This window comes from Aquimarina sp. RZ0 (assembly GCF_008370685.1).
Lineage (GTDB): Bacteria > Bacteroidota > Bacteroidia > Flavobacteriales > Flavobacteriaceae > Aquimarina.
This window is the reverse complement of record NZ_VTZU01000031.1, coordinates 1-17,397: the sequence shown is the minus strand read 5'-3', so window position 1 is coordinate 17,397 and position 17,397 is coordinate 1. Positions and strand designations below refer to the sequence as shown.

The 17,397-nt window shown below is 34.7% G+C and carries 7 protein-coding genes; 2 read left to right on the top strand and 5 right to left on the bottom strand.

The genetic code is table 11. The features are described 5' to 3' along the window. Nucleotides 1-119: 119 nt before the first annotated feature. Both lodB and lodA read right to left on the bottom strand, forming a co-directional pair. Nucleotides 120-1,247 (bottom strand): lysine-epsilon-oxidase maturase LodB, encoded by a 1,128-nt coding sequence (lodB, locus tag F0000_RS13030; protein WP_149625163.1) that lies wholly within the window; start codon nt 1,245-1,247, stop codon nt 120-122. Further along, nucleotides 1,247-3,382: a CTQ-dependent lysine 6-oxidase LodA gene (lodA, locus tag F0000_RS13025; protein ID WP_149625162.1), complete on the bottom strand. Its 2,136-nt coding sequence runs from the start codon at nt 3,380-3,382 to the stop codon at nt 1,247-1,249. Before lodA ends, lodB begins: the two co-directional genes overlap by 1 nt. A 573-nt stretch (nt 3,383-3,955) precedes the next feature. On the opposite strand from lodA, the gene F0000_RS13020 reads away from it, so the two are divergent. After that, a complete protein-coding gene (locus F0000_RS13020) occupies nt 3,956-5,014 on the top strand; it encodes an IS5 family transposase (RefSeq protein WP_149625161.1) in 1,059 nt (352 codons plus the stop codon). Nucleotides 5,015-6,210: 1,196 nt separating this feature from the next. After that, a complete protein-coding gene (locus tag F0000_RS13015) occupies nt 6,211-10,131 on the top strand; it encodes a T9SS type A sorting domain-containing protein (RefSeq protein ID WP_149625160.1) in 3,921 nt (1,306 codons plus the stop codon). Between the two features lie 202 nt (nt 10,132-10,333). Here the strand turns inward: F0000_RS13015 and fabD are convergent, their stop codons facing one another. The 3 genes from fabD to F0000_RS13000 all read right to left on the bottom strand — a co-directional run. After that, nucleotides 10,334-12,631, bottom strand: coding sequence for an ACP S-malonyltransferase (gene fabD, locus F0000_RS13010; protein ID WP_149625159.1), 2,298 nt, complete (start codon nt 12,629-12,631; stop codon nt 10,334-10,336). A 42-nt stretch (nt 12,632-12,673) separates the two neighbouring features. Beyond that, nucleotides 12,674-14,395, bottom strand: a complete 1,722-nt coding sequence (locus F0000_RS13005; RefSeq protein ID WP_149625158.1) for an aminotransferase class I/II-fold pyridoxal phosphate-dependent enzyme — start codon at nt 14,393-14,395, stop codon at nt 12,674-12,676. Between the two features lie 15 nt (nt 14,396-14,410). Next, on the bottom strand, nt 14,411-17,397 hold a 2,987-nt coding region (locus F0000_RS13000; protein WP_149625157.1), incomplete at its 5' end, for an SDR family oxidoreductase.

The window sequence follows — 17,397 nt, the reverse complement described above, 5'->3', positions numbered from 1 at the left end:
AAATTGTTTAGCCTGAAAATCTTTATCTTTCGTGGCTCTTACTATTGATTCCAATGGTTTACATTTAAGTTTTTCCCTTGTTCGAAACTCACAAAACCTTATACCATCTGATTTAGAAATCAGCCATTCAGATTTGTACTTCTTCGTTTCCAGAAAGCGGATGTGCTCCACCGCTGTTCTTGCTCGTAAAATTGTGTCCGCAATTTCAGATACTCCCCGAAATTTTTTTCAATATCATTCTGAAATGCCTGTGTGGTCAATAATTCCTTTCTGGATAGTTGCCGCTGAATATGTTTTGCTCCATGAAAAGCAGATGTCATAGAAAAACCAATACCCATAGATGAAATCGGATCAAATGAAGCTGCAGCATCTCCTATGGCAATAAAATTATTTATAGCAGTAGCATCCGTGAGCTGGGTTTGCGCATTTCTGATCCAGGGTTTATTTAAAAGTGCCGTAGCGCCTCTGACCAAATGTTTTATTTTTTTAGTTTGCTCAAGCATCCTATTCCAACCCGCAGCCTGATGTAACTTATATTGAGATATAATATCAGAATCTGTAAAAAAAGTAACCACCATCCTGGCATCCGGAAGCAAAGCAGTATACCACCACCCCAGCTCTGTCGTTTCTAATAACTGCTCTTGCCGGATAGTTGCATCATTTTCTATGTTTAGAAATACCCCTGCCCCCATCAATGTATCATATTTTGTAGAAGATACTCCCAGGTGTCTGCCAACGTTATTTTTTCTTCCGGTGGCATCTACCAGATATTTTGCTCGCATATAAAATTTTCCTTCTTCAGGATGCTTTATTTGTATATTCCAGCTACTATCTTCTTGTTGTAAAAACTCAGTGCAAGTACATCTGGGCAGTATAATACCTCCTCTTTCTATAATTTTTTCTAATAGTTTAAAATCAAATTTCTCTCTATCCAATTGATAAGAGGATGCCTCGGTTGTAAAAATAGAATGAGTTGTATTTGCATACTCACTCCCCCAATAGGTAGTCGTCCCATAGGCGGGTAAGAAGCTACCTTCTTCAAACTCTTCTCTATCTATTTTTAAATAATCCAATAGCCCAAACAAACTACCGGAAACGTGTTCTCCTACACGTATCTTGCTTAAATCAGACTGTTCTGCGATCAATATGCTATGATCAGAATAATTTAAAAGACTTAAAGCAGCAGAGGCCCCCGCAGGACCTCCACCAACAATAAGTACATCTATTTCTTCTATTCGTTCTTCCATTAACGTCTCATTCGTGTTCCGGATTTTGGTAACCCTAATCCTGCATCAACTACTTTGATTTTCTTAAAAGCACGCTCTTCTAAAAATGATACTAACTTTTTAGCGCGTAAATTTTTCTGCTGTACTCGTTCTATATTATCATCTATAAAGAATACAGGAATGGTTGTTGCATCGTCATCTCCATTACCACTAATCTGCCCCACACCTACTTCTTTGTACACAAACAACTCATTGGTTCTTTCTGTTTCTGTGAAATAAGGAAATCCTATATTTCCTGCATTATTATTTCTTATAAATGCCAGCGCAGACCAATGTTCTACCATTTGCACAAAACTATTAATCCCTCTGGCATAATTCATTTGTTGACCTGCTGGCAAGTGTGATGCTAATTGACCTTCTAAGGTATTCTCTCCTGTCAAAACATCCCAAGGGCTTTGTGGTGGCCACCAATAGGAATAATAAGTGGGTGGTAACGGTTCTTTTGTAGGTGCACTTCGCAAGGTAACGGTTTCCTCAAATTCCTGATTAGAATCCGCCCAGCTTTCTTTTGTATGTATTTCCTGAACTACAGTTTTAGTATCTTTATTAAAATCAGGATTGGTAAAATTGATAGGCTGAATTGTACATTGAAAGAAATCTGCCTGCCACGGGCATGCCATTCTTTTGGTTAAATCTCCTGGCTGGCAACCACCACCTTCGCACTCATCTCTGGAAGGTGTTAAACCCGTACTATTATAGCCTCCAAGTCCTTTTTGATCAAAAATAATGTATGGAGATTCGTAGACTTCTCTATTTTGCAAGCTCCAGGTTACTTCGATACCAGGACACATAGGAAGTCCAACACAGTTCCCTACACTTGCCTGATCTTCAGCTCTGATAGGTAAACTGGTATAATCAGAGTTATTTTCAAAACACCCTTTTGCCCATTGACCCAGCATAAAATACTGTGTCTCATCCAATGCTAAAAACTTGACTATAGTCTCGTTACTCACTGAATTACTTCCTGAGTTCAAAGGCATCATAGGAAAAAAATTAGCTCCATCTTCCTTAAATAACTGCCCTTGTTGTTGATCGTTTTGCGGAATCGATTTATCGTTTGGCGCTCTGAAATAAGAAAAATAGTTTTCCCTATTTATTTGATTCGCAGCACTTGGATCTGAAAAATCAAAAATATTCGACGTAAATGCCATCATAGATTGTACATTGGCCACCCACTGATATCCTCCTATTCGTTGTATTATTGGTAGAATGTCTCTCTGGTAATTGACTATATAATCATCATTATAACTTGTCCCCTGATACATATTAGGCATCAGATCAAAATGACGTACTCCTACATCAAACATCGTATCACTAAGTGTAGAAATATTAATGATTTCTGGTGCAAAATCCGGAGATCCAATAATTACCCAGGCTTTGAGCGTCTCTGTAGGCGTACCATCATTAAAAGTGATGGTACAATAAACAGGCCCATCAGAAATATCATCATGCCAGGTGTCGGATCCTCCATAACTCTCCAGAGGTTGATCTCCTCCTGCGTGCCCATATCCGCCCAGCACAATTAATCGCCCCTGATCATCTGTTTTGAGTGTTCCTAAGGTTTTTATGGATGTCCCATATTTTACATCTGGATTAGGAAATGAGTAATGAGGATAATCTGCGGGTACAGAAGCCTGATCAAAATCAATAGATTGCTGGGTACCACTTACCGTTCTGGGTCCCGGATCTACAATAAGCTTTTGTCTCGTTTCTTCTGTTGTTTCATCAGGATTACGAAAAGGAACCCCTCTCTGTGCATAGCTATTCTCTTCTCCATATAATAAATTACCTTCCAGCTCACTATACTGATACCAGGCAGCTTTTTTATTTGCCAGATGTACTGTCCACTCCATAGAAGTTACATTAGAAGAGCCCAGGGTTATCTCGGTTCCATCTTCTTGTATGATTTTAAAAGGCTGTCCTTGTCTTCTGACCTGACCTGATTCATCTTTAAAATTGATAATAGTCCCTAATTTATTACCACACTGGTCTGCCTCAAAGGGTAAGCCTCCTATTTCTTCTGGGGATAGACAAAACTGCCCCAAACTATTTCCTAGCCTTGCAACTCCCACAGAAGGGATGATCTTTAAACTCATATATATTCTATTTAATTGGTTAGTAATTCCATTCTTTAATGTCTAAAGAAACAAGGTATCCTAATGATAAAAGCTATGTCAGTTTCGGTATTCTGCAATAGCTAAAAATTACTCTAAACATTCCCTTCTCACTTAAAAAATATTTCAAGCTACACGATATCCATTTTTATAGTGTGTGAATTTTGTTTTTCAATCAGTTTTAAAATATCGAAAGATTTCTGATATAGACTATTGTTCACAACTTAACTGAGTATTTTATCAATGCTATTAGTAAAGTTAAATCAATAAAAATCATTAGGCACGCGTATAAATACTTGTTTTTTTTAATCGATCACACATTTTTTAATTTCGGATTAAAAAAGATGATTATTGCTCAATACAAACCTTAATCTGCATAGATTTAGAAATATTTTATCATCTTTGAAAGAAGAGAACTTCAAAACCCAATCTCATTAGGGTATGCCAGAAAGCATATTGGAGATGAAGATAGCTTTTATATCATTTGCTATTTCAGTAATTTAAGGGCACCTCTAAAAACTATTTTTTTTGAAAAGTGTTTAAAAAGTTGGATTTTTGAGTATAGCAAAACGATATAAACGACATAGAGATTATGGTTTTTTCGATCAAGATATTCGTTTGAATAAACTAAGTGAATTAGGAGATCCCTTGGAGCGATTGAAAAATGGAGTAGATTTTGAATTTTTCAGAGCTTTATTGGAGGATCGTTTAACCAAAAAAGCTAAAGGTAAAGGAGGGCGTCCTCCTTATGATTATGTTTTAATGTTTAAAATCTTGATACTTCAACGTTATTATAACCTCTCTGATGATCAAGCTGAATATCAGATCAATGATCGAATGAGTTTTATGCGTTTTTTAGATTTAACCATCTCCGATGATATTCCAGATAGTAAGACCATATGGCACTTTAATGAGCGTATAACTGATTTGGATTTAGTTCCAGAATTATTCGATTTATTTAGTATTGAATTAGATCGTTTAGGACTTGTTGTAAATGAGGGTAAAATTATTGATCCCAGTTTTGTAGAAGCTCCAAGACAACGTAATAGTAAAGACAAAAATGATCAAATAAAACAGGGTAATGGTTCTGATTTATGGAATGACAAACCTGCCAAGAAACGTCAAAAAGATATTGATGCTCGTTGGACAAAGAAAAACAATCAGAATTATTATGGTTATAAAAATCATGCAAAAATAGATAGCAAGAGTACACTTATCGAAAGCTATACCGTTACCAGCGCTTGTGTACATGATTCACAAACAGTGGATATTTTATTAAGCAAAGATGACCAAGGGCAAGAATTATATGCAGATAGTGCCTATATAGGACAAGAGAAATCTATAAAGAAGTATAAAGTTACAGATCAGATTCATGAAAAAGGATATAAAAACAACCCATTAACAGAAGCACAAAAATCATCAAACACAGAAAAATCTAGAACACGAGTAAGAGTAGAACATGTTTTCGGATTTATGGAAAACTCAATGGGGAGTATGTTTTTTAGAAAAATAGGTGTCAAAAGAGCAGAAACAACGATAGGGTTAATGAATCTGACTTATAATATGTTTCGTAAAATTCAATTTAAAGAACAAATGATGAGAGCGTGCCTTTAATCACGAATTAATAAAAACATAAAATACTGAATATGAGTAGTTAAAATGAATAAGTTCTGAAATGTGAAAATTAAAAATTAATCAAAATCTAATCTCTAGAGAGAATCAATAGTTTTTAGAGATGCCCTAAACGTTTTAAAATAGCTAAAGGTGACAGAGCCATCGCAGTATTCAGTGGATAACAATTTGTTTTTCTGTTTTATAAAAATCGTAAACTTTCAAACTTCCCTCTTTACACGATTCAAGCATCGGAGAATTAAACCCCTTAAGAAATTAAAAGCTATATAGTTATAAAAAAAATAGCCATCCCCCGAAAATTTAACAATAAAGTTCGCCATCCTCTAATTTCGCTAAGAGTATGTTTAAAAACCCTTCTGCCTGCTGGTCATTACTTTGACAACCTTGACTTTACTTCAAATAAGCAACATATCTCGATATGTCGTCGATTTGAAGTGTCATCAGAACACCAAACTACTGACAATCAGTTTGCATTGTTTTTAAACATGCTCTAATGTTTTCGGATATTTTAAAGTCCGGAAAACCTTTTCAGGTTCGTAAAAAGGAGATATCTACTAAAGCACTTGTAATCATCGCAATAAGCCCCATCATTCTCTTTAAAATTGATGGTTTTGAAAAAAACGGGGGATGGTTAATATAAAAAAAATGAAAATTCCCTCCTAATTCATGTAGGGTATTTTAATATTCAATTGTTATTATAATATGGTGAACTCATGTTGAGAAGTGGTTTTCAACCGAAAAGCTTGGCTTTTGTAGGTCAAAGTATTACTCAACACGAGTTCAGTAACTAAGTACAATGAAACAACTGAATTATCGATGTGAATGAACAACAAAGGTGAGTTATATGAATACCTCAAAGCTCCGGAAAAAGTTGAAGAATTACACTATTCATACTGTTTCTATCATTGATAACACCTATAACAAAGTAAAGAGATACAGAATTAAATCTTGAAAAGTTATTAGCTAAAAATGACCTTAACAATGCTAAAATAAATAATCAACCTTTAGCAGTTTTAAGAACTTACAAAGGGCCTAACGAAAGAAGAACCCTTCCTTTTCCTGTATGGTAATAGGATTGTTAATTTTTAAAAAGTATTTAATTCTTAGTAAAATATAATAAACAATTATAATTAACGTTGTACCATTAACTAAATAAATAAATAACTTACACAAACGTCATGAACACTAATCAAACTCTAAAACTCTTCGCAATTTCATTATTAATTTTATTTACTGCATCCATAAATGCTCAAAATTCAGTTACCAAGGCCATAAAAAATGGTAATTGGAATGCTGCTGGCACTTGGGATAATGGTGTGCCAAATGCGAACAAACAAGCCATTATCAGTAAAGGCTTTAGAGTAAACGTACAAGGTAACCATACTGCTAAGGAAATAGTAGTTCACGGAGAACTTAATATTCCTGAAAATGGAACTCTAAACAAATCACTTACTACAAGATGGATGCATGTCAATAGCGGAGGAATCTTTCGTATTGGTACTCCAGGGAATCGATTTGATCGAGGAACTTTTACGCTAACTTTTACAGGCACCAATCCTACTGCTGACCATAGAGTAGTAATGGCCAACGGCATGATGATGGATATCACTGATAATGATGGATTTTTAATGGCCGGTGGAGGTGGTCGTTTACAGTTTTTCGGAGAAGAAAAATTACCATTTACTAAGTTATCCAGAACGGCTAATGCCGGAGCTAACATTATTGTAGTTGCTAATATTATTGACAGAAATCATAACGGTTCACTTTCAGGACAACAAGATGGTGTACTAAACTGGAAAGTAGGTGATGAAATTGTTATAGCCAGTAGCTCTACTTTGTATAAAGAAGAGGATGTTCGAACCATTACAGCAATTCAAAAATTAGGTAATGAAACACGTTTAACGCTAAACACTCCATTAACGTATAGACACTATGGTAAAATAGAAACTTATGGGCAAAATGTAGATTCACGTAGTAAAAGACCTAATAAGCCAATTTCTATTGATATGCGAGCAGAAGTGGCCTTACTAAGCAGGAATATAAAGATTCAGGGGTTGGCTTCTCAGGATACAGACAACAAGTTTGGCGACCGTATACGTTTACAAACCGATAGCAATGGAAAAGCCAAAAATGGCGTTGGAGGACATATTATGATTATGCCCACTGCAGGTCAAATTACGGTAGAAGGAGTTCAGCTGAATCTAATGGGACAATCAGGAAGATTGGGGCGTTATCCATTTCATTGGCACATAGCTCGAGATCGATCTGGAGATGTGTTTAAAAATTCAAGTATTACTAATAGTAATAACCGTGCAGTTGTGGTACATACTACAAATAATGTTTTAGTTGAGGGTATTGTAGCTCACGATATCCATGGGCATTGCTTTTTTACAGAAGATGGGGTAGAAACAGGAAATAAATTTATCAATAACATAGCTTTTGGAGTTCATCGCGTACATAAAAAGGCTAACAAGGGAGAAGCTTTTATTGTCGATGATACAGATAAATTTTTTGATGGAGGAGATCGGTTTCGTGCCACAGCGGCCTTTTGGATTGCAAATGGCGATAATGATTTAATAGGTAATGTTGTTGCAGGTTCGCAAGGATCGGGATATTGGTATGCACAGCCAGAAAAACCTAGAGGTGCTGCGCGAAACATCCCAGAATTTGCAGATTATAAACCACGTGAGGTAGCATTAAGTTTGTTTAAGAACAACTCCGTTCATTCTTCTCGAACGGGTTTTGTAACCAAAATTCGCCAAACCAATGGTGAGTTCGGGCAAAACGAAAAATTTTTTAATAATGTAGATCCTGTTTTCGAAAACTTAACTGTTTATCAAACTGGAGTAGGATTGTACCCTTTGTATACAAATATTACTCACATCTTTAAAAATTTCAAATCTGCCGATAATAATGAAAGTATCATAGATTCTGATCCAACGATTATTGATGGTGGTCTAATGGTCGGGCTTAGTAAAGGAAATCCAAACGTAGAAGTAGGTAAAAGTATAAAAGGGAACGTACTTTATCATGGAAATCTTATTTTGAAAGATATCCATATCGGCGGATATACTAGTGGTGTTTTTATTTTTTCGGGAAGTGGAAATCGAGTTAGACCAGCTTGTGAAGTAGAAGGGTTGACCTTTGAAAATGATAATTCTATTGATGGTATGAACAAGACACAACGATCAGATTTTGTCAACGCAAGAGAGGTTTATGATAGAGATGGATCGTTAACAGGTCCTTTTGGCGGAGGTCCTGGATATACATTCATTGTTAATACAGAATGGACAGTAGATCAAAGTTTAGGAGAAGTTGCTCCACAAAGTAAATTTAGATGGGTTTTGTCAAAACAACGATTCGCAGATTTGCAAATGCAATTTGAAAGTAGTAAGCCTGCTCTAAAAACACCAAGAATGATATTTACGTCTCCCCATGGAGTCGTTAGAGAATGGAAAGAACGTGATAGAAAACGTGTACAATTAAGACATAATGCAGAGTATAAGATTGAACTCCCAAATGGCATTAATTTTTCTACTCAGAAATTAGCTATGTCATTGCATCAATGGTCATTGCCATCAAACTCAATCGGAGTGGTATTACGATTTGTAAACATGGCAAATACCATAAAGCCACAAGATTTTAAAACCAGAACAGATTTACCCAGATTAAACCAACTAAGTCGCCTTAAAAACGCAAATCGTGATTCTTATTATACTGCAAATAATGGTGATTTGTATGTTAAAATAATGAACAGAGGACAAGGAATTCATGAGAATTTTATATGGTTTGCCAAAACTAGTGGGACTAATCCCAATTCATCACCATCAGTACGTTTTTCGAACTTAACAAATAATCAAAGATTTGATGAAGGAACCAACCTATTGGTGAATGTAAATGCCAGTGATAGCGATGGCTCTATTTCAAATGTCAAACTATTCTTAAATGGTAATTTAGTGCGTCAAGAAAGAGTTGTGCCATATAGCTGGGGAGAAGCAAATCAAAATGATACTAGTTTAGCAAATCTATCTACAGGAGCCTATACACTAAAAGCGGTAGCTACAGATAATAATGGCAATACTAGTGAAACTTCTATTCGTATAATCGTACGAGGACTTGTTTCTGAAAACTGTCGATTCAATAAGTTAAATGGAAAAGGCTATGATATTGGAAGTGGAAACGGAAAAACATATCTGATTGGATTAAACAGACGTGTGTATGTTCGTGAAAACAATGGTTGGAAAATATTGCCGGATGGGAACTTCCTGGCAGATAGAATTGACGTTTCTAATGCAGGTGATGCTTGGATAGTGGATTCGAATAGACGCATTCATTTATTTAAGAATAACCGTTGGTCAACTCTTAATGGTATAGCACAGGATATAGGTACAGGAGGAAATTCTACAAATGGTAATAGTACTTTTGTAATCGGAAATGATGGATTTGTATATAAAAGGGAAAATGCAAGATGGAGATTATTGAATAACACCCTTAAAGCAAAAAGAATTGATGCCTCAGGAAGTGGAGAACCATGGATTGTAGCAGAGGACAATTTTGTGTATCAATTCAAAAACAATAAATGGTTTAAGAAAGGTAACTTTAAAGCACTAGATTTAAGTTTTGCTGAAGGAGGAGACAATTTATGGGCATTGTCAGAAACAGCCGGAAACGTTCATTTTTATAGAGGCTCAGGTGTTTGGATAACACAAAGTGGAGCGGCGATGAATATTTCGGTAGATGAAGATAATAGCGTTTGGGTTGTAAGTAGTGATAAGAATGTCTTTATTGGTGATTGCGCTATTCCTTCAAGAATAAGAGATCAAGATTCGATAACTACTAGCGAAGAAATCAAATTGTTCCCTAATCCAGTTGCGAATGTATTGAATATTGATATGGGACTTATGAAAGGTACTACTCCTGTAGTCTATCAAATTCTAAGTCTTGAAGGAAAATCTATTCGTTCTGGAGTACTAGATCGTGATAATTCTATAAAAGCATTGGATGTTTCTAATTTATCAAATGGATTCTACTTGCTCAATATAAAAACAGGTAATACACAAATAGTGCATAAATTTATAAAGGATAAAACACAAAAGTAATACTGGATGATCTATCTGATTTGATACCTATCAGTGTCTGTTTTATAAAAAAAGCTTCAAATATTTGAAGCTTTTTTTATAAAACAATCTAACCACAAAACGGAATGAATTACAGTTTTTAACTATGGAGTTCCGTAAAGAAAACGAAGTTTTTTTTGGTTATATGCCATTTCAATTAATCCCGTTTGTTATTTAATAATTTTCAAAATGCTTTGGTCGTTAATTCATATAGATTTCTCTCCAGAATTTTTGCTCCTTCATCCATCATTTTTATAGCTATTTCATCAACATGCCTGTTTTTCCAGTTTTCTAACTTTGTTCCTTTCACCCATTGATTAAATGCTCCTAAAGCAGGTCCTGTATGGATTTGGAAATTTAGTTTATCATCACTTTCTCCAGAGAGTGACAAGGTATTACAATACTCAAAATACCATCCAAATACCAGCGCCATTTTCTTTTTAGGGTTCTGCTCTGCTTTCTCAATAAGGGAATAATCATCTTTAGCTATCAGAAGCTTTTTTATTTCGTTCCATATATCAGGCAACGGTTTTTTGAAATAGTTTTTTTCCAATTTTAGAAGAGCGGTTTCGGGTATTTGATCTAAAGAATCATATTTTTTGTAAAGATCATATAACTTATTAGCTCTTGCAGAAAATAAGACTCCTTTTTTTAGTACCTGAACTTTTGAATCTATTTCGAACATACTTCCATCTGGCACATAATCTGTATCCTGCACATCAATATCCTGAAGCAAATCTTTGGCGATATCACTTGTTCCTGCTTCTACTGTGCATTGATTAATCGAACCTGTCATCACGAAATCAGCTCCCATCATAAATACACAGGCAATAGACTGAGGAGTTCCTATACCTCCTGCCAAACCAATACGTATAGGTTTTTTATATTCGTATTCTGTTCCAATTCTTTCTTTTAATTTCTGAATTGATGGCAATAAGACCATAGAAACTCCTGCGTCTGTATGGCCGCCAGAATCTGCTTCTACACAGATATCATGACTCATAGGGACTTTTTTTGCCAGCATAGCTTGTTGCTGAGTGATCAAACCTTCCTCTAACAACCTATTAATCAATCTTTCTGGGGCCGGTCGCATGAATAACTCAGCCACTTCTGGCCTAAATACTTTAGCTATTATTCTATTTTTACATAGTACCTTATCGTTATTTACTTGGAGTCCCTTTACTCTAAAATAAACCAATGCCAATGTTACCTTCATAAAAGAAGCTGCCTCTATATTCTGTATACCTTTTTCTAAGTACAGTTCTATAAGCTTCATTTCTTCATCAGAGTTTTCGAGGTTATGAAGAAAATTCATTCCGTATGCTTCTCCTTCAGTTAATTCTTCCTGAATGAATTTTATATCTTCTTCAATTTCGGACAGCGAGAGTCCTCCTGTTCCCAGAAAACCCATCATTTTTGCCTTCCCAATTTGTACCACTAACTCCTTAGAAGCTATCCCGCGATACATCCCTCCGGTAATATAAGAATACTTCACTCCATAAGCTTCTCTAAAATCTTTATTTCCTAACCTCGTAGACAAACCTTCTCTGAAATCTACATTTTTATTGTCTTTAAATGAATCCTTTAAGGCAGGCGATGCTTTACCATTGACTTTTTTTATAGTTTTATTTTTAACAACCTGAGAATAGTCTTTTTTGATTTCAGTAACCATTTTTGAAAGAATTTCACTTCCTATTTCTTCAAAGTCGTTAACTCCTTCTCCTATTAAATATCGTATAGTACCGGTCCAGTTAACAGAATTATTAATCTGCTGACTCAATAATTGAGAAATCTGCTCATTTTCATACGGCATTGCTGTAACATTAGAAATAACAGGAGAGTTTAATACAGCGAATTTGAAGTTTTCTAAAAATAGCGAAAAATCTTCTGCAGCTTTTTTCATATACCTCGAATGAAAAGGAGAGGTCACAAATAAAGGGACAATTTTAATTCCTTGATTATCAAAATTTTTCACTAAATCACTAACCATCTCATGAGGACCGGAAATTACGGTTTGTGTAGGTGTATTAAAATTGGCCACATCAATACTATCATAGCCTCCTGCTTTTAATTTATCTTCTAAATCATTCACATTTATCCCTAGTACTGCTGCCATTCCTCCTTTTACCGCATTACCCATTAATTCCCCTCTTTTCTGGACTAGTTTGAGCCCTGTCTCAAAATCAAACGCACCTGCCGCATGAAGGGCATTATATTCACCCAAACTATGACCAATAAAATAATTATGATCAGATAAGTTTATTTTCTTTTGCATAAATGTAAGAGCGTTGACCACATACAATGCAGGTTGAGTAAACTGCGTTTTTCCTAATTCTCTTCTTGGGTCTTTCAGGCATAATTCTTCTAAATCATATCCCAGAATAGTAGAAGCTTCTTCTACTTCTTTCTTAAAAGAAGGGAATAAATCTTTCCCCATTCCTTTGTATTGTGATCCCTGACCGGAGAACATTATTGTTTTCATCTGTTTTTTTTTATTGTTTTTTTTGAATTGTCAGATGGAATTTTACATATCGCTCATAACGACAACTTCTCCTTTATTTTTTAGGCTACATCCAAATTTTTCTGCCGCCTCAATTACTAAACCTGCAGCTTTTTGGAGTTGATCTTTGGTATGCTCTGAAGTTATAAAATGTCTAAGCCTTCCTGCTCCTTTGGGAGCAGCCGGATATACTAAGATTGGAGCATACACCCCTTTTTCTTTTAAATAATTAGAAACTTCAATAGTTTTCTGTTCATCCCCAATGATAACAGGTACAATCCAAGTTTTAGTATTAGCAAGCATGACCTTATCCTTATAAAGTGATTTAAGGTATCTAGCATTTTCCATCAATTTTTTTCTCTTAATATCTCCATCTTTACCAGAAGCTAATTTAAAAGATGCAAATACTCCTCCCACAATCGCTGCCGGCAATGTTCCTGAAAACATATGGTTTCTGGCAGAATAATCAATATAATTAGAAATAGATTTCTTAGCTAACAGAAAGCCTCCTATTCCAGAAAAAGTCTTACTTAAAGTTCCTATTAATAAATCTACGTCATCCAATACGCCTTGATCGGCACAAACACCACGACCATTCTCACCTGTTAGCAACATAGAGTGTGCTTCATCAACAAAAACTTTAGCGCCATATTTTTTCGAAACTCTAACAACCCCTTTAATATCTCCATAATCTCCATCAGCACTGAAACAACCCTCTGTACATACGAGAATACGGTTTTTTCCATTATCAATACCTTTTAAGACATCTTCAAGATCCTCCATATTATTATGCATGAAATAATGAACATTGGCTTTAGAAAAAATAGCCCCATCAACCGAACTAGCGTGCATGTATGCATCCAAAACTACATGATCACCTTCTTTCATATATCCAGAAATAGTCCCCGAGCAAGCACTAAATCCAGAACTAAATAACGTAACTGCTGTATCCTTTTTTCCAAAAAAATCTACCAATTCTTTTTGGAATTCTTTATGCAGAGTTAACATCCCTCCAACCAGAGGTGTGGCAGCTGAACCCAAACCATATTTATCCAAGGCTTCCTGACTTGCTTTTATAACTTCGGGGTGTCCAGAATATCCCAAATAATCATAATTAGAGAAATTAATTAATGATTCACCGTCCTCTGTTAGAAAGACTGGTTTTACCTTTGAGGTCCTAAATAAAATTTTAGATCTATTCTGTATAAAATCCTGAAAATCCTCAATTTCTTCATCTTCTCTACTAGTTATTGAACCAAAAAAACCATCTATACTATCTTTAGTATCAGAAACTTTGTCATTAATTATTGATTTACTATTGTTTGAACTTCGAGTGTCTTCAATTTTATGTCCGCTACTCTTTAAAGTTTCATAAATAAAACTTGAAATTTCACGAATACTTGAGAGTCCAATAATTTCCTCAACTTCAACTTCTATGGAAAATGTATTATTAATTCTCCTCAATAAACTAACCTGTCCCATAGAATCAATACCATATTTGTTTAGTTCCGTATCAATTTTTAATTCATCTTTTGGGATTTTTAAAAGTTCAGAGATGATTTGAACTATTTCATCAGTAACCTGTTTTTCAGAATATTTACTACTTGCGACTTTGTCTCCTGTAGCAATAGCATTTCTATTTTCCTGAATTCCTGAATTTTTTATTTTCCCTAATTCTCTTATTAGAATTGATTTTAGTACTTCTCTTCTGTCTTGATTTGAATTTTCCATTTCTCTTTGCTCCATTTTAATTTTTTATTTTTAAAAATTCTTAATAATTGATATTAATTCCTCCAGGGAATCTTCTGGGATTTGATCTAAAATAACGTCTATTGAATCTGGAGAATCCATTTTTAACAAACTATCTACCATACTTTCTATATCATCATCAAAATCTTTATCTAAAGAATTTTCTTCATTTGTAAAAGTGGTAATCAATGCTTCTATACCTTCTTCAGGAATCTGATCTATAAAAGCATCTATAGAATCTAAAGAATTGGATGAAATTAATTCTTCAATCATAGCTTCTAGTAGTTTTTCATCAAATTTTTGAAAAAGCAACTGTTGTTCTAACTTCTCTATATTTTGACCAAATAGCACCAGGCTCCCTTCTATATTATTCTTCAGTATATTATCGAAAATAACTACTCCTTCCTCTGATGGCAAAGGCTTAAGACCGAATTGAGTGAACATAAAATCGATAACCTCTTTTCTGGGACGCATTCCGCCATCTAGCCACAACGGCCAGTTAATACTATAAGAATTACCATGTCTCTTGCCTTTGTCTTTCATATCATTTCTAAACTTGACAAAATTATCCAGATATGCATTCCCTGCAGAATATGCACATTGACCGGTATTACCAAGAACTCCAGAAACCGATGAAAACATCATAAAGAAATCCAATGCTATATTTTTTGTAGCATTATCAAGGTTTCTGGCACCAAGAATTTTTGTATGGAGTACTTGTTCTATCTCCATTGGTGTTTTGTTGATAATTAGACTATCACGATTTACTCCGGCACTATGAATAACCCCATCCAGTCTTCCGTGGGTTTTTATAATGTTTCGAACAACTTTTGTTACAGATGTACTATTTGTTACATCACAAGCAATATATTCTGAATTGGGTATGTTTTTCAGGCGAAGCTCTTTATCTCTGGAGAGTTTACTTCTTCCTGTCAAAATAAGTTTAGTATTCTTAGTTTTACTGATATGCTCTGCAAAAACAAAGCCTAATCCTCCTGCACCTCCTGTAATGAAGTATATTCCTCCTTCCTTAATTTTAATTCCTGAAGGGGCAAAATCTGTAATTGGTTTGAAATATTTTTCTTCCCTAACGGTATCTCTATAGCGAATGTCTACATATCCAGACTGATTTTCTGATTCAATAACAGTAACCAGTGTATCAATGGATTTGATTGACAAACTATCAACCCCAACCATTCTTCCGGCAATTTTTTGGTGTTCTCTCTGTGCTGTTTTAAGCAGACCCGATACAAAACCATATTTAACATATTCACTGTTATTATAAACAATAGTAATATCCTTATGGGTAGTATTCTTTATTATTTCTTTAACCTTCTGAAATACTTTATTAAAATAATCAGTTTCTCCCGAATTTGTAATAGATTCAATCACTACTTCTGTTTTCTTACCTAATCTTCTGGACAACTCGACTGATCCGCCGGCTAACAAAACAAGTTTTGATTTCGGATCAATTTTAGTGCTCTTAATTTCTGGATCACAGACTTGCCAATAATCGGTATAAGTGTATGTTTTTGCTATATCTTCAACAAATTGAACTTTTTTCTCTTCAATTGGTTTAGCTGTAACAGGTAATATCACAAAACTTTTAAAACTTAATAAAACCGTCCCTTTATCTGATAATAAGTCAATATCATAACTAGAAGTATTTGCTTTTCTCTTTCCATTTTCTTTTTTACGTGCATAACACCAGGAAGTATCTAATACATCACCATAGATATTTACCTCTTTAACACTAAAAGGTATTGCAAGTGTTGAAGTGTCTTTTGATTCCATCTCCAATATAATACTTGTCTGCAAAGCACTATCCAGTATTCCTGGTTGCAAAACGTAGTTATTATCCCGAGGTAGTTTGATTTTTGATAAAGCTACTCCATCACTATACCATAGTTTTTCTATTCCCTGAAAGCTTGATCCATAATCAAATCCAATTTTTCTGAAAATAGAATAGCATTCATCTCCTTTCTTTTTATTCAATAGTTGACTCTTAATTTCTTCGATATCTATTAATCCTGGAGAAGTTAACCCTATTGTACTTAGGCTTCCTTGTCCGCAAATAATATTTTCTTCAGTATTTTCTTTTGTGTTTTTTAAAATTGTATAGGTGATCGTATCATCGCCTTCTTCAGACAAGCTAACCTCTATAGATTCAGGTTTTCCATTCACTGATATAGGATTAGTCCATATGATATCCTTTATCTGAGTAATATCTGATTCTTTGCTTAAGCTTCCTGCCGCTCTGGCTAGTTCTAAATATGCCACTCCTGGTAACATTTTCTCTCCTCCAACCTTATGATCAGATAAAAAAGACTCTGATCCTATATATTTACTGGTAAAAAGTTGCTTGTTAAATTTAGAGATGTTAACATGTAATAATGGATGTAGATGCTTATCAAAATTTGATATAACAGCCTTATTTTCTCCGGAATCCGGAATCCAATATCCAACTTTTTTAAATGGATATGTTGGCAAACTGATCTTATTAGGAACAGTACCATCTTTGTACATTGAATCCCAATCAATAGTTATACCTCGTACCCATAATTGTGCCAGAGATTTTGGCTGTCCTTCTGATAATACTGTTTTTATGTATAGATCAAGTGCTTTTCCTTCTAATAAAATATCAGTGTTTTTATTTTCGGTATTACCGACAAAAAAACCTAATAGTTTTCCAGAACTATATGCTTCTAAAGAAGTTTTTAGCTGTATTAGATTATCTGCTGTAAAAGCCAGGCGTTCTTCCATAGCTTCTCTCCCTACTTGTAGGGTATAAGCCAGATCATAGATATTAACATCCTTATGATTGTCTAAATATGAGCGTAAATTCAGCACCTGATCCTCTAAACGATCAATGCTCTTTGCCGATAAAACTATAATAGCAGCATCTTCACTATGGTACTCCTTCTTTGCTTTGGGAATATATTCCTCTACTATAAGGTGCGCATTACTACCTCCTGCTCCAAATGCACTGATCCCTGCCA